The sequence below is a fragment of the Enterobacter cloacae complex sp. 2021EL-01169 genome (assembly GCF_020733125.1).
Classification (GTDB): domain Bacteria; phylum Pseudomonadota; class Gammaproteobacteria; order Enterobacterales; family Enterobacteriaceae; genus Enterobacter; species Enterobacter roggenkampii.
In genome coordinates this window covers 720,188-739,896 of sequence record NZ_JAJFTC010000001.1, presented here as the reverse complement: position 1 = coordinate 739,896, position 19,709 = coordinate 720,188, and the positions used below count along the sequence as shown (strand labels likewise).

The following is a 19,709-nucleotide window of genomic DNA, read 5'->3' as shown; positions in this document are numbered from 1 at the left end:
GCTATCACCTCGGATTGGCTGGTGGCGATGTTGGAACGGCAGCCGAAGGAACGGCCCCAGGCTGTTTTAAATCGTCCAGTGACTCATTCTGACTTTCGGCGTTTTCATGCAGGATGGCCTGCTCCGCCTGCTGGTTCAGCACTAAAAGACTGATACGACGGTTGATGGCATCATCCGGCCCGCGGTCGGAAACGCGCATGGTTGCGGCCATGCCGACTACGCGCAGTACCTTGCCATCATCAAGCCCACCTGCCACCAGCTCGCGGCGCGAGGCGTTGGCACGGTCGGCAGAAAGTTCCCAGTTGCTGTATCCCTTCTCCCCACTGGCGTACGGGAAATCATCCGTGTGGCCTGACAGGCTGATTCGGTTAGGAATGCCGTTCAGCACCGGTGCAATGGCACGCAGAATATCGCGCATGTACGGTTCGACTTCCGCACTCCCGGTTTTAAACATCGGGCGGTTCTGGCTGTCGATAATCTGGATACGCAGCCCTTCCTGCACCAGGTCAATCTTCAGATGCGGTCGCAGCGCGCGCAGCTTCGGATCCGCTTCAATCAGCTGATCGAGATCTCCACGCAGTTTTTTCAGGCGCGCCTGTTCCATCTTTCGTTTCAGCTCGTCGATGTTCGGCTCTTTTTTCACCTCACCCTTCTGCTGGGTGTAATCATCGCCGCCGCCCGGGATCGGGCTTTCGCTGTTAGAGATACGCGGCCCGCCGGCCACCGCCGTTGCCAGCGGCGTGCGGAAATATTCGGCAATTTGGATCAGTTCTTTTGGGCTGGAGATGGAGATCAGCCACATCACCAGAAAGAACGCCATCATTGCGGTCATAAAATCGGCGTACGCGATTTTCCACGAGCCGTGCGCGCCATGCCCGCCGCCCTTGTGCTTGCGTTTTTTTACGATGACGATCGGATGGGACTGGTTTTTCATGCGTCCTCAGTTGTCGTCTGTTGGTTTGGGTTTTTCACCGCACGCACGTGTTCTTCAAGCTCGATAAACGACGGACGCTCGCTGGAGTAAAGCGTTTTACGGCCAAACTCAACCGCGATCGGTGGCGCATAACCGTTGAGGTTAGAGAGCAGCGTGATCTTCACGCACTGCATCATTTTGGTGGTTTCCGCGCTCTTCTGGCGCAGCACGCTGGCCAGCGGAGAGATAAAGCCATACGCCAGCAAAATACCGAGGAAGGTGCCCACCATCGCATGGGCAATCAGCGCGCCGAGCTCGGCTGCCGGACGGTCTGCCGAGGCCAGGGCGTGCACCACCCCCATGACCGCAGCAACGATACCGAATGCCGGAAGCGAGTCGCCGACCAGCGCCAGGCTGTTAGCCGGCACTTCCGATTCGCTTTCATGGGTTTCAATCTCTTCATCCATCAGCGCTTCGATTTCGAAGGTATTCATGTTGCCGCTGATGATCAGTCGCAGATAGTCGACGATGAAATCCAGCATCATGGCATCAGCAAGAATGCGCGGATAGCTGGCAAAAATTTCGCTCTCTTTTGGGTTTTCAATATCCCGCTCAAGCGAGAACATGCCCTGCTGACGCGACTTCGCCATCAGGCGATAGAGCAGTGCCAGCAGATCCATATACATGCTTTTGGTGTATTTTGAGCGACGGAACAGCAACGGAATTGCTTTCAGCGTGCCCTTGATCGATTTACCGTTGTTGCCAACGATAAAAGCCCCTACCCCTGCGCCGCCGATGATAATAAGTTCAGCCGGTTGATAGAGTGCTCCAAGGTGCCCGCCGGTCATCATGTAACCGCCGAAAACTGTACCGAGAACTACCAGGTAACCTAATAAGATAAGCACGACATCATCCTTCCGCTAGTGACTATGGCAAGGACGTCCAGCTCGCAGCGTTGACCGTTCGCGGGGTAAAAAAAAGCAGCGGTAATCGCTTACCGCTGCTGGAATCTTTCCCACACGTTCGGGTTAAACAGCTTGTTCGATCTGTTCATCCAGCAGTTGTGGAATAATATCGGCAGCATCCCGGGAAAGTTTACGTCTTTTTACTGCACGGGAAGGAGGCTGACATAAACTACAGGCGAAGCTGCCTGCAGGTTGGTGAGCATGGGTAATGAAATTGCCGTTGCAGCAGTTGCAGCGCGACAGCTCAAGCATTCCGCTCTCAACAAAACGCACCAGCGTCCATGCGCGGGTCAGCGCCAGCAGAGGACCTTCTTCCTGCTGTGGGCATTGTTCAAGGTAAAGTTTGTAGGCTTTGATCACGGCGTCAACGCCGCTACACAAACCGGTTTTGAGAAGATACTGCCAGGCATTACAGAACATGGAAGCGTGAATATTCTGCTCCCACGTCATAAACCAGTCGGTAGAAAACGGCAGCATGCCTTTCGGCGGGGGACTACCACGTAACTCTTTGTACAGTTTGATGAGACGACCACGGCTCAACTGCGTCTCGCTTTCCAGCATTTGTAAACGAGCACCCAGCGTAATCAGCTCCATGGCCAACTGTATGTCACGCGCTTCCTGAACAATGCTTTTCTCGCTCATTGCTAGGCCCTTTTCTTACGGGCTACGTCATCAGGCTGGCTGATTTCGTTAAGCAAGCGAGTAGAGAGAAGAATACCGGTATGGATCTGTTGAAGATCGTCTACACGGGACTCCTGCGTCAGACGCGTTATAGTCTGAGAGTCATCGAAACGGAACTGGCAAACCAGTTGATTCGTTTCAGCCAGTTTAACCATCTGCGGGAGGGTTAAACCGCCCAGCATGGTTGCCATCTCTTCGTTAATACCCAGACGAAACATCGCGGACGCCTTGTCCTGACTAATCAAACGCTGCGCGAGCAGTAAATACGACAAATTGATGTCATAGATATGTTTTAGCAACTCGGATGTATGCATTGTTCCCATCCCGAATAACCAACTATTATTTTTATGCGGAAAGACCGCACCCCGTGATGTCGCCGGGAAATCACCCGGTATAAAAAAGAAAAGGCTAAATGCATAGTTGAATTTAGGTTTGTATTCATCGAAACGCGTAAGAGAGGAAACGCGAATGCGTCTCTTACATGTTTTATCATTTCTTACAAATAACTAAGATTTTTCCTAATTCGACGCAAACTCTACTCGTCAGTTTTGACAAATACAATCCAGCCATCCTCAAATTTAAAAAAAATGTGATCTACGTCACACAATTTAAGTGAATATGACCCATAAATCCATCAGTATGACTTGTAATTTGTTCAATTATTAACCAATCGACACTGTTTTGTATTCTTAATTGACGAATACTCATGCAGAAGGGGGATCAGAACTGGCATGCAACGTGCTTTTCCTCGGGTGGACGTCGCGCGGAAAAATTTACATCATTCACCCCTCCGGGAAACATTTTTCTTACTGTGAAAAAACATAGAGTTATGCAGGCAGCCCAAAAAAGATGTTTCAGAGCGTGATCATTCGAAATGATTTTGTAACGCATCAAAACTATTCAACAGTCAAGGCATAAAATTGTGTGATTTACGTTAAGTTGTTAATTTTTTTCATTTAGGCGCATTTTTCAGTTATTCTTCTTATAAGAATAATTAATGAATAATTATGATAAGCTTCACACTAATGTCGTAATCAGCCCTTGCAGAACCCGGAAAATCGCGGTAAAGGTGATCAAACGCTGTCACTCAGACACCCAAGGAGTGCGCCATGAGTTACTCCCATCTACTTGTTTCTGTTGCCGTTTCCCCAGAAAGCCATCAACTCGTCGCCCGGGCAGTTTCCATTGCCAGACCCCACAATGCCCGCATCAGCCTCATCACGCTTGCGGCCGAACCCGAGATGTATAATCAGCAGGCTGCCCCCATGCTGGAGGATATTCGTGATGTACTTCAGGAGGAAACGCAGCAATTTCTGCGCGAGCTGGTCGAAAAGGCACACTATCCTGTCTATGACACCGTAATTGCGACAGGAGAACTTAATGCCCATATTCTCGACATGTGTCGTAAACAGAATATTGATTTAGTGATATGCGGGAATCATAACCACAGCTTTTTATCGCGCGCGGCCTGCGCGGCGAAATCCATTGTCGCATCAAGTCAGGTTGACGTGTTATTAGTGCCGCTTGGGGGGCGTTAACCCCCCAGGGAAATATCAGGCAAGTTTAGGGAAAGTTGCGATCTTTTTTTGTAAATCGCCTTCATGGCTTTGTGGGGCGATATCGCGGAGATCCTGAATAAAACGCGCCTGCCAGTGGTTAATATCGTTCTTCCGGATCGTCTCCATCATTTCAGCATGGCGGGAAATACGTTCCGTGAGCGGCATGGTCAGCGCGCGGTTCAGGGCATTCGCCACGTCATCGCGATCGTAAGGGTTAACTATAAGCGCCGACGTGAGCTCATTCGCGGCCCCGGCAAACTGGGAAAGCACCAGGACACCCGGATCGGCGGGGTCCTGCGCTGCCACATACTCTTTCGCGACCAGGTTCATCCCGTCGCGCAGCGGCGTCACCAGGCCGACGTCCGCGTAGCGGAAGACTTTCATCAGGATCTTGCGGTCGAAGTGCTGATTCAGATAAAACAGCGGCGTCCAGCCCAGCTGCCCGTAGCGGCCATTAATGCGCCCGGCTTCTGTCTCCAGCTGATGGCGAATGTCCTGATAGGCCTGAACCTCACCGCGCGACGTCGGCGCAATCTGGGTATAACGGATTTTACCGTGATGCTCCGGATATTTATCCAGCAGCGTTTCATACGCCAGGAAGCGTTCAGGCAGCCCTTTAGAATAATCAAGACGCTCGACCGAGAAGATATTTTTCACGTGCTTGAGTTCATTCTTAAGCTGCGCCAGCTTCGGCGGCAGCGGGCCGGAGGCCTGCTCCGCGATTTCGTCAGGTTTAATCCCTATTGGATACACTTCGGTGTGGAACGTTTTTCCCCACGCCGTATGGGTTTTCCCGCCTTTGGTCACCAGACGCGCTTTCCCTGACACGGAGTCAAGGAATGCCAGGCGGTCATTTTCCGTCTGGAAGCCCAGCAAATCGTAGTCACACAGCGCCTCCAGCAGCTCTTCATGCGGCGGCAGCGCGGTAAAAATTTCCGGCGTCGGGAACGGGATGTGCAGGAAGAAGCCAATCCGGTTATTCACTCCCCTCTTTCGCAGCTCTCTCGCGAACGGCAGCAGGTGATAATCGTGGATCCATAAAATATCGTCTTCCTCTATCAATGGCAGCAGTTTATCCGCCAGCAGCGCATTCACGCGCGCGTAGCCTTCGAAGGATTCACGCTGGAATTTGACCAGGTCAAGACGATAGTGAAACGCCGGCCACAGCACGGCATTCGTGAACTGCGAGTAATACTCGTCGTAGTCTTTCTCTTTCAGTGCAAACGACGCCCACGTAATGTTACCGCGCGTCACTTTTGTGAGCGGTTTCTCTTCTTCACTGATTTCTCCGCTCCAGCCAAACCACAGCCCGCCAGCGGCTTTCAAGGCACCTAACACCCCTACCGCCAGGCCACCCGCACTGGCTTTTTTATCATCAGGCGGTGCGATTCGGTTAGAGACGACGACTAAGCGACCCATAATGGTTTCCCCCTTTGTTTTGCGCTATTTGTTGTTGTTGCTGGTTAGCGATATCAGATACCCACTGCCAGACGCTGGCGACATCCGCCAGCCGCCATTCGGCGACAGTGTCACCAGGCCCTACCTTAACGGCGATCCCTCCGGCCTGATTAACCACACGGAACCCGGCCTCGTCGGTCAGGTCATCCCCTAAGAAAACAGGCGTCCGGCCCTTAAATGGCGCCTCCGCCATAAATGCGGCGATGGCAGCGCCTTTATTAATCCCCTTCGGCTTTAACTCCACCACGCATTTGCCCGGCTGCAGCGCCAGCTGTGGATGCGCATCCGCAACCGTCTGAGCAAGCGCGAGCACGGTATCTCCGTGCTGCGGTGCCTGGCGATAATGCAGGGCAAAGGCCATGCCTTTGGCTTCCAGTTCGGTGCCAGGCAGGTCGGCCAGCGCAGCAGAGAGCCGCTTCTGGAGCGTTTGCGTAAGTGCGTCGGGGAGTGAAACGATATGCGTTTGATCATGGATGTCGCGGCGCTCCGCTCCGTGTACACCGGCCAGCGGAAAGTGGTATGGACTGGCGAGCAGATCCAGCTCGGCCATTGAGCGCCCTGATATCAATGCCAGTGCTCCCTCATTCATGAGCGAGAGCTGATGCAAATCCTGTAACACCGCCTCCGGAATAGACACCTGATCGGGGTGCGGTTTTATCCCGGCGAGCGTGCCGTCGAGATCAAAAAAGAAAGCATAATGTCCGGGCAGTACAGGCGGTGCGGTTAACAAGTCAGCCACCCTTTTCCTCCTTACGGTTGACGAGAGGTAAACGCCTTTACCTCTTTCATAGCCATGTAAGTATAGACAGTGTGACGTCGCTCGCCATTTGCCACCCGCCCCGCCAGTTTTACTGGCGGGGCGGTGAAGGGGTCAACTATGGTTATAAGTTGAGCAATAAAAGAGGTGCAGAACGGTTACACGGTACGCTTCGCTTTTTGCTTGTAACGGTCGAAAATCACCGCTGCCAGCAGGATCAGACCACGCACCACGTACTGCGAGAACGGCGAAATATTCAGCAGGTTCATGGCGTTCTCTACCGTGCCCAAAATCAGGATACCGGCCACCACATATGAGATTTTTCCGATGCCTCCCTTGAGGGAAACGCCCCCTAACACGCAGGCCGAAATAACGATCAGCTCATAACCGATAGAGGTCATTGGCTGGCCGCTGGTCATACGCGACGCCAGAATAATCCCCGCCGCGGCAGAAACGAGCCCCGAGAGCACAAAGATAATAATCTTGGTGCGCACCACCGGCACCCCGGCCAGACGGGCGGCCTCTTCGTTACCGCCAATCGCCAGCGTATTACGGCCAAAGGTGGTCCGGTTAAGCAGGAAGCCGAACAGGATCAGGCAGGCCACGGTCAGCCAGATAGGCGCAGGCAGACCCAGCCAGTTGGCGTAACCCAGCGTAAAGAAACGCTCGTCTTCAATCCCCACCGCTTTACCGTCGGAGATGATATAGGCCAGCCCGCGGACAATTTGCATTGTCGCAAGCGTCGTGATCAGGGCGTTAATCTTCAGGCGCGCGATAACAAAACCGTTCACCAGGCCGCTGATGACGCCGAGTAACAGACCGGCAAAAACGCCAATCCACAGGCTCTCCGTCATGTTGATCACCACGGCCGTCGTAACGCCTGCACAGGCAATCACCGACGCCACCGACAGGTCAAAATCGCCGGAGGCCAGACAGAACAGCATCCCGCAGGCCACCATCCCGGACATGGAGATGGCGAGACCCAGCCCCTTCATATTAATGAAGGTGGCAAAGTTGGGGACAAAGATCGCGCAGGCGACGAACAGTGCGGCAAACACCACCAGCATGCCGTACTGATCCCAGATACGCCCAACGCTCAACGCCGACTTCGACTTCGGCACTCCGGATGTAGTAACAGAGGACATCATTAACTCCTTACTCAGGCGACGGCCTGGCTAACTTTAGGCATGGCGAGGTTCAACGCCTGTTGTTCATTCGCCTGTTCATGAAGTAATTCGCCGGCAATTTCGCCTTCACGCATCACCACAATGCGGTCGGCCACGCCCAGCACCTCCGGCAGATCGCTGGAGGCGAAGAGCACCGCCACGCCGCGTTTTGCCAGCTCATAGATCACGTTATAAATCTCGTGTTTTGCCCCCACGTCGATACCGCGCGTCGGCTCATCCAGTAAGATGACCTTCATGTCCTCCGACAGCCAGCGGCCCAGAATGGCCTTCTGCTGGTTTCCGCCTGACAGATTCATGATCAGCTGTTCCGGACCCGGCGTTTTGATATTCAGTGAACGAATATGGTGGTCGGCATTGCTCGACTCCCAGCTATCGTTTATCAGGCAACCTGCGCGAATAAACTTACGGCGGGCAGAAATATTGATGTTGTCGCGTACCGAGTGCACCGGAATAATGCCCTCTGCTTTCCGGTCTTCCGGACAGAGCATCATTCCCGCCCCGATCGCGTGGGCCGGTTTCTGAATGTCTACCCGCTCGCCGTCAATGGAGACCTGCCCATCGGTAATACGGGTACCGCCGAACAGCCCTTTCATCAATTCGCTACGCCCCGCGCCTACCAGACCAAACAGGCCGACGATTTCACCGCTGCGTACGGATAACGAAATCGGCGTTCTGACGCCCGGCGCTTTTACGCTATCGAGGCGCAGACGCTCAGGGCCGTACTGGCGAGGCTGCCAGTGATAGATATCACCCAGATCGCGTCCGACCATCGCCTGAACAAGCTGGTCATGGTTAACCTGCGCCATGTCGGTAAAAGTGCGCACATAGCGTCCATCTTTAAACACGGTGATGGCATCGCTGAGAGCAAATATCTCTTCCATGCGGTGCGAAACGTACAAAATCGTCCGGCCTTCCTGACGCAATTCGCGGATCACGCGGAACAGATTTTCGATTTCACGCTTCGAGAGCGAACTGGTGGGTTCGTCGAAGGCAATAATTCTGGCGTTACGCGCCAGCGCCTTGGCAATTTCAACCATCTGCCACTGGCCGATGGAGAGATATTTCAGCGGCGTCTGGGGATCGACGTCCAGCCCCAGGTGTTTTAGCTGCAGCCCCGCTTCATAATTAAGTAGCGAACGATTCACCACGCCGCCTTTGTGCGGGAGCTGTCCTAAATAGATGTTTTCCGCCACGGTCATCTCAGGGATGAGGTGCAGCTCCTGATAGATAATGGCCACCCCGGCATTGAGCGCCGCCGTGGTATCGGCAAAAGAGACCTCTTCGCCGCGGATCGCCAGCGTGCCGGTTGTTGGCGAGTAGTTGCCGCTGAGGATTTTCAACAGCGTGGATTTTCCCGCACCGTTTTCCCCCATCAGTGCGTGAACCTGGCCGGCATAGCAGTCGAAGCTGATATCGGTCAGCGCGTTCACACCGGGGAAGGTTTTCCCGATGCCGCGAAAAGAGAGATACGGATCAGACTGTCGCATAACGTCTCCGTGATTCCTGTAGTGTGTACGTCAGGCCCCTCACGCAGGATGAGGGGCACAATCACCGCGTATTACTTCCCGCCCAGTCCTTTTTTCGCCAGCTCCTCTTTGAAGTTGTCGCGGGTAATGAGCACCACGTCGGTCACTTCGGTAAATTTCGGCGGTTCAGCTCCTTTGGTGACCCAGTTGTAGAGCATCTCGCTGGATTTATAGCCGTGAACGTCCGGGCTTGGCAGCAGTGAGCCGTAGAAGCCGGTGGCCTGCGCTTTGGACAGCTCGCTGACGGCGTCAACGCCGTTGATGCCAATCCCGATCACGTCAGGTGCCTTGAAGCCCTGACCTTCCGTCGCGCGCACGCCGCCCAGCACGGTGTTGTCGTTCATGCCGACCACCAGCCAGTGTTTGACCTCCGGATGCTGAACCAGCATGGAGTTGGCGGCGTCGAAAGCGCCCGGGATATCGTTAGATTTGGTGGGGACTTTGTAGATTTGTTTTTCCGGGAAGCCGGCCGCCTTCAGCGCGTCCATTGACCCGGTCGTACGACGACGCGCCGTGTCCAGCTCATCCGCTGTAATAGCCATCACTGCGGTCTCTTTGACGTCCCAGCCGCGTTTTTGCATCTCTTTATAGAGTTCCTGGCCCTGACGTTCGCCGATTTTTGTCGCGGCCATCATGACCAGCGGGACGCTGTCCATCGGCTTGCCTTTGGCGTTCACGAACTGATCGTCAACGGCAATGACCTTCATGTCGTAACCGCGGGCTTTTGCCGCGATGGCCGAGCCCAGCTTTGGATCCGGCGTACAGATAACGAAACCTTTCGCACCGCTGGCCGCCAGGCTGTCGATGGCGTTCAGGGTTTTCTCACCGTCAGGCACGGCGATTTTAATCACTTCAAAACCTAAATCTTTCCCGGCCTTATCGGCGAATTTCCACTCCGTCTGGAACCAGGGCTCTTCGGGCTGTTTTACCAAAAAACCGAGTTTTAAATTCTCAGCAATAGCGGATTGTGACATAACGGCAGCCAGACCGATGGCCGCCAGCGCTTTAGTAAATTTGTGCATGGTAAACTCCAGCTTTAGCTTTCTTTTCTGTAGGGAATATGTGCGTGCTTCTTATTTAATCGGACTTAAAACAAGGCATTAGCGCTTACCTCGTTATAAGCGTTATTGCTGGTGATAGTTTTAGCGGGAAATTAATCATCCATAAGAGAGCCCCATCACACCGCAGAATTACAGTAATTGCGTACATAAATTCAGCGAAAAATGACATAAAAAAGGCAGTATTTGTCAGACAAATGAAATGAGGGTAAGCAGGATTATCCATAAGATTAGCTAAGATATCCCTGATGCCCCGGATCGGGCACGAGAACGCCGGACGTCAGAAAAGTGCAGTATGTTTTTCATCAAAAATGCCACACGCACTGAAAATTATTTACTCCACAGAATTTGATTTAGCGCAATTTTATTAATGCACCTGATATACGGAATAATTAATCCGTGATTCATTTTTTTACAGAGCATTATTCCGGTTTAATATTCCCGAAAGAGTAACAGCATATCTCTTCGATAAAAAATGTTGATTATCAGAGGATTATCTAAACACCGATCTATGGCGAGCTAATTGTATTTCTGTACTATATTAAAGTTTGTAATGTATGGTAAACACAGCCAATTTAAGAGTTTTCTTAGACCAAAGACAAGGGTATGCTTATTTATATCGAACACAGGAAGTGAATTTCGGTCGACTTCGGTTACTGCAGAAAGCGTATTTCTGCTCTTTTTCTTCGTACTTGCCTGGTGCTCAGGTTAAGCAACGGACATCACGTCCCACCGTCAATAAGGATATGAGTATGGCTACCCAAACGATGATGCAAAAACTTAACGCGCAGATGAACCTTGAGTTCTACGCCTCCAACCTGCACCTTCACTTAAGTGCCTGGTGCGCTGAGAATAGCCTCACGGGCTCTGCCACCTTCTTTCGCTCTCAGGCACAAAGTAACGTCACCCATATGATGCGCGTTTTTAACTTCCTGAAAGCTGCAGGGGCAAACCCTGTCGTTAAAGCCCTTGATGGGATAAATGAGAGCTACTCTTGTCTGGAAGAACTGTTTCAGAAAACGCTTGAAGAGTATGAACAACGCTGCAGCACCCTCAACAAACTGGCCGATGAAGCCAAAGCGCAGCAGGACATTACGACGCTCAGATTCTTACGCGATATGGATAAAGAGCAGCAGCAGGATGGCCTGCTGCTGAAGACGCTGGCGGATGAGCTGCATAACGCGCAGCAGGCAGGCTTATGTCCTGAGCAAACCGACCGTCACCTGCTCGACATTGTGGCGGTGCAGCACCACTGAGTTTTTGGCCTGCTTCCGTCCCGGGGAGCAGGTCCCCTTACCCTCTCCAACCTTCTGCTTTTGCTGAAATTTAACAAATCAGATCTGGCTCCCAATGATTAACCACACAACGTGTGATGATTTATTTAATTACATAATCATTGACGAGGGAGCATCATGATCACTATCGAGTTTGTTGTCATTCTCCTCTGCCTGCTGACGGGTACGCGTTTCGGCGGTATGGGGCTTGGGTTAATCAGCGGTATTGGTCTTTTTATTTTATGTTTCGTCTTTGGTCTGCAGCCGGGTAAACCGCCGGTTGACGTCATGCTGACCATCCTCGCGGTGATCGGCTGTGCCGCTACCCTGCAAACGGCGGGCGGTCTCAACGTCATGATGCAGTTTGCGGAACGTCTGCTGCGCAAACACCCGCAGCACATCACTCTGCTCGCCCCGTTTACCACCTGGATGCTGACCTTTCTGTGCGGCACCGGCCATGTGGTCTACACCATGTTCCCGATTATTGCGGATATCGCCCTGAAAAAAGGGATCCGCCCGGAGCGCCCTATGGCCGTGGCGTCGGTCGCGTCGCAGATGGCGATCACGGCCTCCCCCGTTTCCGTTGCCGTCGTGTCGCTGGTGTCCATCCTGGCGGCCCAGCATGGGATCGGCCACGCGTGGGGAATTCTGGAAATTCTCGCCGTGTCGGTTCCCGCTTCACTTTTCGGCGTGGCTATTGCTGCACTGTGGAGTTTACGCCGCGGGAAAGATTTGGCGGACGACATGGAGTTTCAGGAAAAGCTAAAAGATCCTAAGCAGCGCGAGTTTATCTACGGCGGAACAGAGACGTTAATGAATCAGCGTTTCCCAAAACAGGCCTACTGGTCCACGTGGATTTTCTTTGCCGGCATTGCCGTGGTCGTTCTGCTGGGGGCCTTCCCTGAGCTGCGCCCCGCCTTTGAACTGAAAGGCAAAATGACGGCGCTGTCGATGAACCTTGTCATCCAGATGATGATGCTAATTGCGGGTGCCGTGATGCTGATGGCCTGTAAGGTCAATGCCTCCGCGATTTCCAACGGCGCGGTGTTCAAGGCCGGTATGGTTGCGATCTTCTCGGTATTCGGCGTGGCGTGGATGAGCGATACCTTTTTCCAGGCGCATCTCGACGAGTTAAAGCTGGCCCTGGAAGGCGTGGTGAAAAGCCACCCGTGGACATATGCGATTGTGCTGTTTCTGGTGTCAAAACTGGTGAACAGCCAGGCGGCGGCGCTGACGGCGGTGGCGCCGATGGGGTTGATGTTGGGCATCGACCCGAAAATGCTGATCGCCTTTTTCCCGGCGTCTTACGGCTATTTTGTCCTGCCGACCTATCCCAGCGATTTGGCCTGCATCGGCTTTGACCGGTCAGGCACGACCCGCATCGGTAAATTTATCATCAACCACAGCTTTATTTTGCCAGGGCTGATTGGGGTAAGCTGCGCGTGTGCCGCGAGCTACCTGCTGGTCCAGACGTTCTTCTGATAACATCAAAGGGCGACGCATGCCGTCGCCCATTTCCCTGCGTCAGTGGGACTCACCCTGCGGCGTGAATCGCAGCTCGATCAGCGCGATGGCTTTCTGGATCGCACGAAGCGTTACCGGGTCAGCGGCAGCAGGATGGCTGGCGAAGTCGATGTTTTTCAGCTGGGTAGACATCTTCTCGCGCACTTCAACCGGCGCAATCACGTCCAGAACATCCAGGATTTGCTTGATAACCAGCTGGCAGGCGACAACGTCAGAGACCAGTTCCTGATCGGCGCTCAGGTTTTGTGACATGGGGTTTCTCCTTATTTAAAGGCCGCCATAGTATCAAAACACGCACCCTGACATCTTCCCTTCAACGTCTGCAGGTATAAAAAAACCTGCCGAAGCAGGTTTTTTTTATCAGAACATGGCGCCCGGCGGCACGTCTTTGAACGTGCGGCAGTAATTGGCCCACATACTTTTCAGGATTTTACGCAGTTTCACAGTGATGCTCCATCAACTTGTTATACAACTTTATCGTCAATGCGCCTATAATATGACCACCATCACAAAAATCAATGCTTTTGTGATAGAAATCACAATTTAATCAGAATGGGGTCTGATCGCGTTCACCATCAACCCGTTGCGAAGAGTGAGGGCAGATTGTCCGGCTATTCCAGCCATTGCGGCGGGCATCTGCGGGTACGATAACGTATTTCCATCCACTCAGAGCGAACCATGAAAAGAGTCATTGTAGCCGGCACACTCCTCCTGCTCGCGGGGTGCAGCATTAACCGCCAGGCTGAAGTCAGCAGCCTCGATGCGCCGAACGGCATCGTCCGCCTTAACTACGGTCAGGCAGCGCTGCAAAATGCGTATTCCGATGAGTATGTGAATAACGGTACGGCGGCAAAAGCGTGTCAGAGCATGGGGTACGCCACGGCCTCAGCCTATGGTCAGCCCATTAAAACCTGCACCCTCATTAGCGGCTCGTTGTGTCTGAACGAGAGCGTGACTATCCAGTATAAATGTATGGGTTATGCCGTTAACCCTAAGTCAAACAATCCGTGGTATTAATCCAGACTGCCAGCGCAGGCTGGCAGTTTATTTCATTACGAACAAAAACAATTCTCATTAATAAATGATAAAATCGCCAATGCGTTTTATTCCCATTCGTATTTTAAATAAATAAAATAAATATTTTACGTTTTGCAAATAATTAAATAACAAATTATAGTGTCGCTCATTGTGAACCAGAAATAATGACCCGGAGCGCCACCATGCTGAAAACTGAAATGATCGACAAGCTCAACGCACAAATGAATCTTGAGCTGTATTCATCCCTTCTCTACCAGCAGATGAGCGCCTGGTGCAGCTATCACAGCTTCGAAGGCGCTGCCGCGTTTCTGCGTCGTCACGCGCAGGAAGAGATGACCCACATGCAGCGTCTGTTTGATTATCTGACGGATACCGGCAGCCTGCCGCGCATTGAAACCGTGACATCCCCATTTGCTGAATATAATTCTCTCGATGAACTGTTCCGCGCCACCTACGAGCACGAGCAGCTGATCACCCAGAAAATTAACGAACTGGTTCATGCCGCGATGACCAGCCAGGATTATCCAACCTTCAATTTCCTGCAGTGGTATGTCGCCGAACAGCATGAAGAAGAGAAGCTGTTTAAATCCGTGCTGGATAAATTATCTCTGGTGGGGAAATCAGGCGAAGGTCTTTACTTTATTGATAAAGAACTTTCCACGCTGGATACGCAGAATTAATTTCAGCGCGGTGCGGGTTCCCTGCACCGCGTTAATTTACATACACCCAGCGCAGCTGGTGCAGCGCCAGTCGTGAGGATTCACGGCCTGGTAAAAATAGCGGTAGCTGGCCGTCTCCAGCGCAATTCCCATCTCGAAAAACATATCCGTCAACCAGTCGACATTCGCTATGATCCACTCATCTTCCTGTAAGCCTTGTGCAAAGGTCTCATCCTCAGGATCAATAACCGAATAGATTCCCCAAGTGCCCATATCTTTTTCGCGGCGGGACTCCGGAAGTATCAGGGGCTGGTTCTGCCAGTGGATTATCCAGTGGCCATGGCACAACAGGTTGCCTCCACGGCTCCATGCCGCGGTAAAAGGATTCTCCTCCGCCATAAAACCCTCACTTTATTTGATAATTTATATTTATTGTTTACGTTACGCCGAAATGTTGCTCAGCAACATTGCCCTCATGTAGTAGGCGGAAGCCTATAAAGGGTCAGAGGAACATTAATGTGTAAAACATTCATTACACCACTTGTAACGGTGATTTGACGAGTTACGGCTTTTCCCTTACTCTGCGCCGCAGATTTTGTCGCGGTTAAGAAGCGTTGTAGAGGAAAGCGTGAAAAACAGAACTCTGGGAAGTATTTTTATCGTCGCCGGAACGACGATTGGCGCAGGAATGCTGGCCATGCCTCTGGCAGCCGCGGGCGTGGGATTTGGCATGACCCTGCTGCTGCTGGGGACGCTCTGGGCGCTGATGTGCTACACCGCCCTGCTGTTGCTTGAGGTTTACCAGCATGTGCCCGCCGATACCGGTCTGGGTTCCCTCGCGGCGCGCTACCTGGGACGCTACGGCCAGTGGATAACCGGCTTCAGCATGATGTTCCTGATGTACGCCCTGACCGCCGCCTACATCAGCGGGGCCGGGGAGCTGATCGCCTCAAGCGTTAACGACTGGTTTGGCTCTGACATTACCCCGGCGACGGGTGCCATCTTCTTTGCGCTCATCGGCGGCGGCGTGGTCTGTGTGGGAACATCGCTTGTCGATCTGTTTAACCGTTTCCTGTTCAGCGCCAAAATTCTGTTCCTGATTGTCATGCTGGTCCTGCTGGCACCGCATGTTCATCAGGTCAATCTGCTGACGCTGCCGCTGGAAAAAGGGCTGGCGCTTTCCGCCATCCCGGTCATTTTCACCTCGTTTGGCTTCCACGGCAGCGTGCCGAGCATCGTCAGCTATATGAACGGCGATATTCGCAAGCTGCGCCGCGTCTTTGTTATCGGCAGCGCGATCCCGCTGATTGCCTACATTTTCTGGCAGCTGGTGACCCTGGGCAGCATCGACGCTTCAACCTTTATTGGCCTGATGGCACAGCACGCAGGCCTGAACGGTTTTCTGCTGGCGCTGCGCGAGGTCGTCACCTCCCCGCACGTGGAGCTGGCGGTACACCTCTTTGCCGACCTGGCGCTGGCAACCTCGTTTCTGGGCGTGGCGCTTGGCCTGTTTGACTATCTGGCCGACCTGTTCCAGCGCCGCAATACCGCCGCAGGACGGTTACAGACCGGGGCCATCACCTTCCTGCCGCCGCTGGCCTTTGCGCTGTTTTATCCACGCGGGTTTGTGATGGCGCTGGGGTATGCGGGGGTGGCGCTCTCGGTCCTTGCCCTGCTCCTCCCTTCCCTGCTGGCGTGGAAGAGCCGCCAGCAGCATCCGCAGCAGGGTTACCGCGTGGCGGGGGGAAAAACGCTGCTGTGCATTGTGTTTGGCTGTGGGGTAGTGATTATTCTGGTGCAAGTGTTGATTGCAGCCGGGATGCTGCCGGAAGTGGGTTAATAAAAAAAGGGGCTGTCATCAGCCCCTTTTTTATCAGTGCAAACAGCAGCTCTTGAACTTCTTCCCGCTGCCGCAAGGACACGGATCGTTACGCCCAACCTTCGTGCCGTTCACCATCGGCTTCTTCACCTCCGGCTGCTGCGGATTGTTCACCCAGTAGTTATACAAGCGCAGCGCCGCAGGCTGAATACGTTCAATGCTGGCGGTATATTCTTCTTCGGTCAATTCATCCAGCTGGTCGCCGATCTCTTCGCTACCGTGCAGCGCAATCACATCCAGATCGGCCTTCAGCTCGTCCGGCAAGGCTGACCAGTCCGTCAGCGCCACGCCGCGCATGTAGCCGTAGCACCACTCTTCCACCACGGTATAGCTCTCACCGTCAATGTCGTTATAGCCAAACATCGGTTCAAACTGGTCCGGATATTCGCTCAGGCGCTCGGCAATATCGTTCATATGCTTAAAGCAAAGATCGATAAAACGGTTCATCTCGCGATCGTTTTTCCAGCGCGGAATGTATTTCTCGCCACCCCACACCGCCACCAGCCAGGTATCTGGCTCAACGACAACAGGACCGGAAAGCACTGCGGTAAACATGCCGTCCAGTTCAGACACGTCAAGCACGGACGCATCGTCATGACCGTAAGACATTAACGTCTCTTCAAGCCACGCCATTTCGCTTTCATTTAATGGGCCTTCAGTCATCGCTGACACTCCTGATAAAAAGGAAACGATCCTAACACATATCTCACGCCTCTCCGGGCTGAAGTTTAGGTCTTTATTGCTGCAAAAACGTGCAAATCGTGACCTTTGCACAACTTATGGGCTTTATTGTTAACGATATGTGATCTCCGCTGTAATTTCTTCTCCTCCCGCAAGGCGGCATAACGCGGCGCTCTATACTCAAACATGTCACAGGCTCGTCAATGGGTTAACCATTCTGGCAACGTTTTTGCTTAATGTTCTTCGCGCGACGCTGCGCAGGGAAACCTCGCCGTATATGCAGGATGCCGTCTGTATCTTGTTCGTTTAGTGCATTTTGTTCTTGCTCGTGTTTCGGATTGGCTGCGCCGTCGGGCGTTCGGGTTTACGCCGTGGTGCAAAAACCTCTTTGCTAAGGAACATAATAATGTCGCTGAAATTTATCAGAACTCCGCATTCTCTCGTGTTGGCCGGTTGCCTGGTGACGGCGTTTTCCGCCAGGGCAGATATCGTGATTGGCGTGGCCGGGCCGTTCACGGGTCCTAATGCCACCTATGGCGATCAGTACTGGCACGGCGCAACGCAGGCCGCTGAAGACATTAACGCCGCCGGCGGCATTAACGGCGAGAAGATCAAACTGGTTCAGGGGGATGACGCCTGCGAGCCTAAGCAGGCGGTGGCGGTGGCCAACCGCTTAGTCGACCAGGATAAAGTCAACGCCGTGGTCGGTCATTTCTGCTCCTCTTCCACCATGCCCGCCTCCGAGGTTTACAGCGATGCGGGGATCATCGCTATTACCCCCGGTTCAACCAACCCCCTGATTACCGAACGCGGCATGAGCGACATGTTCCGCATGTGCGGCCGCGATGACCAGCAGGGCCAGGTGGCCAGCGACTTCATCATCGACAAGCTGAAAGCCAAACGGGTGGTGATTATTCACGATAAAGACACCTATGGTCAGGGCCTGGCTGACGCCACCAAAGCGGCGCTGGCGAAACGCGGGGTTCAGGATGTGATGTACGAGGGGTTATCCCGCGGTGAAAAAGACTTTAACGCGCTGGTCACTAAGATCGGCGCGCAAAAACCAGACGTCGTGTTCTTCGGTGGCTGTCATCCGGAAGCCGGCCCGCTGGTTCGCCAGATGCGTGAGCAGGGCGTGCAGGCGAAATTCTTCTCCGGGGACTGTATCGTCAACGAAGAGATGGTGACCGCGGCGGGCGGCCCGCAATATACCAATGGCATTTACATGACCTTCGGTAAAGATCCGCGCCTGATCCCGGACGGCAAAGCGGTAATCGAGAAATTCCGCGCCGGTAAATTCGAGCCGGAAGGTTACACCCTCTACTCCTACGCCTCGGTACAGGCGATTGCCGCGGCCTTCAAGGCCACCGGCGGCAAGGACTCTGCCAAAGCCAGCGAGTGGCTGAAGGCCAATTCCGTCGACACGGTGATGGGCAAAAAAGCCTGGGACAGCAAAGGCGATCTGAAAGTCTCTGACTACGTGGTTTACCAGTGGGACGACAAAGGAAAATATAAGGAAGTGGAGTAACGGGACGGAGTCACGCTCAACGTCGATGGGCTCGCCCGTCGGCGCGTAATAAACATCAGGCTGCGCGGCTCGCGCAGCCTATAAAACGAGCGCGCTAAGATGAGTACATTCTTCCTGCAACAGTTAATCAATGGCTTAACGCTGGGTTCCGTCTACGGCCTGATCGCCATCGGCTACACCATGGTGTACGGCATTATCGGCATGATTAATTTCGCCCACGGCGAAGTGTATATGATTTCCGCCTATCTCTGCGCCATTGGCCTGGCGCTGCTCTCATTCTTCGGCCTGCAGTCCTTCCCGCTGCTGATCCTCGGCACGCTGGTGTTCACCATTGTGGTCACCGGGGTGTACGGCTGGACCATCGAGCGTATCGCCTATAAGCCGCTGCGCAACTCCACGCGCCTGGCACCGCTGATCTCCGCCATCGGGATATCGCTTATCCTGCAAAACTACGCGCAGCTGAGCCAGGGCCCGCGCCAGCAAGGGGTACCAACCATGCTGGACGGCGTGATTCGCCTGCATCTGGGCGAAGGGTTCGTGCAGATAACCTACACCAAAGTGTTTATTCTGGTGGCCTCGTTTGCCGGGATGCTGGTGCTCACCTGGATAATCAACCGTACCCGGCTGGGGCGGATGTGCCGTGCGGTGCAGCAGGATCGCAAAATGGCCTCCATTCTGGGGATTAACACCGACCGGATTATTTCGCTGGTCTTCGTCATCGGCGCGGCGATGGCGGGCCTGGCGGGGGTGCTGATCACCATGAACTACGGCACCTTTGATTTCTACGTCGGGTTCGTGATCGGCATTAAAGCTTTCACGGCGGCGGTACTTGGCGGCATCGGCTCCCTCCCCGGCGCCATGCTCGGTGGCCTTATCCTGGGCGTGGCGGAAGCGCAGTTCTCGGGCATGGTGAACTCGGACTATAAAGACGTCTTCTCGTTTGGCCTGCTGGTGATGATCCTGATTTTCCGCCCTCAGGGGCTGCTCGGGCGCCCGATTGTGGCCAAAGTGTGAGGGAGACA

At 53.6% G+C, this 19,709-nt stretch carries 21 protein-coding genes; 8 read left to right on the top strand and 13 right to left on the bottom strand.

What is annotated here, in order from left to right:
• Positions 1 to 4 precede the first annotated feature (4 nt).
• The 4 genes from motB to flhD all read right to left on the bottom strand — a co-directional run bounded on the left by motB (position 5) and on the right by flhD (position 2,873).
• Entirely contained in the window at positions 5 to 934 is a 930-nt protein-coding gene (gene motB, locus LLF79_RS03405; protein WP_008500418.1) for a flagellar motor protein MotB, read from the bottom strand.
• A complete protein-coding gene (gene motA / locus LLF79_RS03400; RefSeq protein WP_008500417.1) occupies positions 931 to 1,818 on the bottom strand; it encodes a flagellar motor stator protein MotA in 888 nt (295 codons plus the stop codon). Before motA ends, motB begins: the two co-directional genes overlap by 4 nt.
• Positions 1,819 to 1,941: 123 nt before the next feature.
• Positions 1,942 to 2,520: a flagellar transcriptional regulator FlhC gene (flhC, locus tag LLF79_RS03395; protein ID WP_008500416.1), complete on the bottom strand. Its 579-nt coding sequence runs from the start codon at positions 2,518 to 2,520 to the stop codon at positions 1,942 to 1,944.
• 2 nt (positions 2,521 to 2,522) lie between these two features.
• Complete coding sequence (gene flhD / locus LLF79_RS03390) at positions 2,523 to 2,873, bottom strand: flagellar transcriptional regulator FlhD (RefSeq protein WP_008500415.1); 351 nt, start codon at positions 2,871 to 2,873, stop codon at positions 2,523 to 2,525.
• Between the two features lie 795 nt (positions 2,874 to 3,668).
• Here flhD and uspC point away from each other — a divergent pair.
• Complete coding sequence (uspC, locus tag LLF79_RS03385; protein WP_227879096.1) at positions 3,669 to 4,097, top strand: universal stress protein UspC; 429 nt, start codon at positions 3,669 to 3,671, stop codon at positions 4,095 to 4,097.
• 15 nt (positions 4,098 to 4,112) lie between these two features.
• On the opposite strand, the gene otsA is transcribed toward uspC, so the two are convergent.
• The 5 genes from otsA to araF form a co-directional block, all read right to left on the bottom strand.
• Entirely contained in the window at positions 4,113 to 5,537 is a 1,425-nt protein-coding gene (gene otsA, locus LLF79_RS03380) for an alpha,alpha-trehalose-phosphate synthase (RefSeq protein ID WP_227879095.1), read from the bottom strand.
• Positions 5,512 to 6,315 carry a trehalose-phosphatase gene (gene otsB / locus LLF79_RS03375; protein WP_008500412.1) on the bottom strand — a complete coding sequence of 268 codons (804 nt, stop codon included), beginning with the start codon at positions 6,313 to 6,315 and terminating at the stop codon, positions 5,512 to 5,514. Before otsB ends, otsA begins: the two co-directional genes overlap by 26 nt.
• Before the next feature lie 176 nt (positions 6,316 to 6,491).
• Complete coding sequence (gene araH / locus LLF79_RS03370; protein ID WP_171843394.1) at positions 6,492 to 7,481, bottom strand: L-arabinose ABC transporter permease AraH; 990 nt, start codon at positions 7,479 to 7,481, stop codon at positions 6,492 to 6,494.
• 11 nt (positions 7,482 to 7,492) lie between these two features.
• Positions 7,493 to 9,007, bottom strand: a complete 1,515-nt coding sequence (gene araG, locus LLF79_RS03365; RefSeq protein WP_008500410.1) for an L-arabinose ABC transporter ATP-binding protein AraG — start codon at positions 9,005 to 9,007, stop codon at positions 7,493 to 7,495.
• A gap of 71 nt (positions 9,008 to 9,078) precedes the next feature.
• On the bottom strand, positions 9,079 to 10,068 hold the full coding sequence (araF, locus tag LLF79_RS03360; RefSeq protein ID WP_008500409.1) for an arabinose ABC transporter substrate-binding protein AraF: 990 nt from the start codon (positions 10,066 to 10,068) through the stop codon (positions 9,079 to 9,081).
• A gap of 788 nt (positions 10,069 to 10,856) precedes the next feature.
• On the opposite strand from araF, the gene LLF79_RS03355 reads away from it, so the two are divergent.
• Positions 10,857 to 11,360, top strand: a complete 504-nt coding sequence (locus tag LLF79_RS03355) for a non-heme ferritin-like protein (RefSeq protein WP_008500408.1) — start codon at positions 10,857 to 10,859, stop codon at positions 11,358 to 11,360.
• A 156-nt stretch (positions 11,361 to 11,516) separates the two neighbouring features.
• Entirely contained in the window at positions 11,517 to 12,860 is a 1,344-nt protein-coding gene (locus tag LLF79_RS03350) for an anaerobic C4-dicarboxylate transporter (RefSeq protein WP_008500406.1), read from the top strand.
• 42 nt (positions 12,861 to 12,902) lie between these two features.
• Here the strand turns inward: LLF79_RS03350 and LLF79_RS03345 are convergent, their stop codons facing one another.
• Positions 12,903 to 13,154, bottom strand: a complete 252-nt coding sequence (locus LLF79_RS03345) for a DUF2766 family protein (protein WP_008500405.1) — start codon at positions 13,152 to 13,154, stop codon at positions 12,903 to 12,905.
• Between the two features lie 108 nt (positions 13,155 to 13,262).
• Complete coding sequence (gene azuC / locus LLF79_RS03340) at positions 13,263 to 13,346, bottom strand: stress response protein AzuC (RefSeq protein ID WP_014884364.1); 84 nt, start codon at positions 13,344 to 13,346, stop codon at positions 13,263 to 13,265.
• A 234-nt stretch (positions 13,347 to 13,580) separates the two neighbouring features.
• Here azuC and yecR point away from each other — a divergent pair, with 234 nt between their 5' ends.
• Complete coding sequence (gene yecR / locus LLF79_RS03335; RefSeq protein ID WP_021240460.1) at positions 13,581 to 13,919, top strand: YecR family lipoprotein; 339 nt, start codon at positions 13,581 to 13,583, stop codon at positions 13,917 to 13,919.
• Positions 13,920 to 14,122: 203 nt separating this feature from the next.
• Positions 14,123 to 14,620 (top strand): non-heme ferritin, encoded by a 498-nt coding sequence (gene ftnA / locus LLF79_RS03330; RefSeq protein WP_063417227.1) that lies wholly within the window; start codon positions 14,123 to 14,125, stop codon positions 14,618 to 14,620.
• A gap of 36 nt (positions 14,621 to 14,656) precedes the next feature.
• On the opposite strand, the gene LLF79_RS03325 is transcribed toward ftnA, so the two are convergent.
• A complete protein-coding gene (locus LLF79_RS03325; RefSeq protein WP_045354288.1) occupies positions 14,657 to 14,998 on the bottom strand; it encodes a hypothetical protein in 342 nt (113 codons plus the stop codon).
• 229 nt (positions 14,999 to 15,227) lie between these two features.
• Between LLF79_RS03325 and tyrP the strand changes: the two genes are divergently transcribed.
• Positions 15,228 to 16,439: a tyrosine transporter TyrP gene (tyrP, locus tag LLF79_RS03320; protein ID WP_227879094.1), complete on the top strand. Its 1,212-nt coding sequence runs from the start codon at positions 15,228 to 15,230 to the stop codon at positions 16,437 to 16,439.
• 33 nt (positions 16,440 to 16,472) lie between these two features.
• Here the strand turns inward: tyrP and LLF79_RS03315 are convergent, their stop codons facing one another.
• Complete coding sequence (locus tag LLF79_RS03315) at positions 16,473 to 17,141, bottom strand: YecA family protein (protein ID WP_023293977.1); 669 nt, start codon at positions 17,139 to 17,141, stop codon at positions 16,473 to 16,475.
• 424 nt (positions 17,142 to 17,565) lie between these two features.
• On the opposite strand from LLF79_RS03315, the gene LLF79_RS03310 reads away from it, so the two are divergent.
• Entirely contained in the window at positions 17,566 to 18,687 is a 1,122-nt protein-coding gene (locus LLF79_RS03310) for a branched-chain amino acid ABC transporter substrate-binding protein (RefSeq protein WP_227879093.1), read from the top strand.
• A gap of 99 nt (positions 18,688 to 18,786) precedes the next feature.
• Positions 18,787 to 19,701 carry a branched-chain amino acid ABC transporter permease gene (locus tag LLF79_RS03305; RefSeq protein ID WP_008500397.1) on the top strand — a complete coding sequence of 305 codons (915 nt, stop codon included), beginning with the start codon at positions 18,787 to 18,789 and terminating at the stop codon, positions 19,699 to 19,701.
• Positions 19,702 to 19,709 lie beyond the last annotated feature (8 nt).

Bases quoted from the DNA above. Each gene is read 5' to 3' on its own strand.
- motB (WP_008500418.1), bottom strand. From the start codon at position 934: ATGAAAAACCAGTCCCATCCGATCGTCATCGTAAAAAAACGCAAGCAC.
- flhC (WP_008500416.1), bottom strand. From the start codon at position 2,520: ATGAGCGAGAAAAGCATTGTTCAGGAAGCGCGTGACATACAGTTGGCC.
- flhD (WP_008500415.1), bottom strand. From the start codon at position 2,873: ATGCATACATCCGAGTTGCTAAAACATATCTATGACATCAATTTGTCG.
- uspC (WP_227879096.1), top strand. From the start codon at position 3,669: ATGAGTTACTCCCATCTACTTGTTTCTGTTGCCGTTTCCCCAGAAAGC.
- otsA (WP_227879095.1), bottom strand. From the start codon at position 5,537: ATGGGTCGCTTAGTCGTCGTCTCTAACCGAATCGCACCGCCTGATGAT.
- araH (WP_171843394.1), bottom strand. From the start codon at position 7,481: ATGATGTCCTCTGTTACTACATCCGGAGTGCCGAAGTCGAAGTCGGCG.
- araG (WP_008500410.1), bottom strand. From the start codon at position 9,007: ATGCGACAGTCTGATCCGTATCTCTCTTTTCGCGGCATCGGGAAAACC.
- araF (WP_008500409.1), bottom strand. From the start codon at position 10,068: ATGCACAAATTTACTAAAGCGCTGGCGGCCATCGGTCTGGCTGCCGTT.
- LLF79_RS03355 (WP_008500408.1), top strand. From the start codon at position 10,857: ATGGCTACCCAAACGATGATGCAAAAACTTAACGCGCAGATGAACCTT.
- LLF79_RS03350 (WP_008500406.1), top strand. From the start codon at position 11,517: ATGATCACTATCGAGTTTGTTGTCATTCTCCTCTGCCTGCTGACGGGT.
- LLF79_RS03345 (WP_008500405.1), bottom strand. From the start codon at position 13,154: ATGTCACAAAACCTGAGCGCCGATCAGGAACTGGTCTCTGACGTTGTC.
- yecR (WP_021240460.1), top strand. From the start codon at position 13,581: ATGAAAAGAGTCATTGTAGCCGGCACACTCCTCCTGCTCGCGGGGTGC.
- ftnA (WP_063417227.1), top strand. From the start codon at position 14,123: ATGCTGAAAACTGAAATGATCGACAAGCTCAACGCACAAATGAATCTT.
- LLF79_RS03325 (WP_045354288.1), bottom strand. From the start codon at position 14,998: ATGGCGGAGGAGAATCCTTTTACCGCGGCATGGAGCCGTGGAGGCAAC.
- LLF79_RS03315 (WP_023293977.1), bottom strand. From the start codon at position 17,141: ATGACTGAAGGCCCATTAAATGAAAGCGAAATGGCGTGGCTTGAAGAG.
- LLF79_RS03310 (WP_227879093.1), top strand. From the start codon at position 17,566: ATGTCGCTGAAATTTATCAGAACTCCGCATTCTCTCGTGTTGGCCGGT.
- LLF79_RS03305 (WP_008500397.1), top strand. From the start codon at position 18,787: ATGAGTACATTCTTCCTGCAACAGTTAATCAATGGCTTAACGCTGGGT.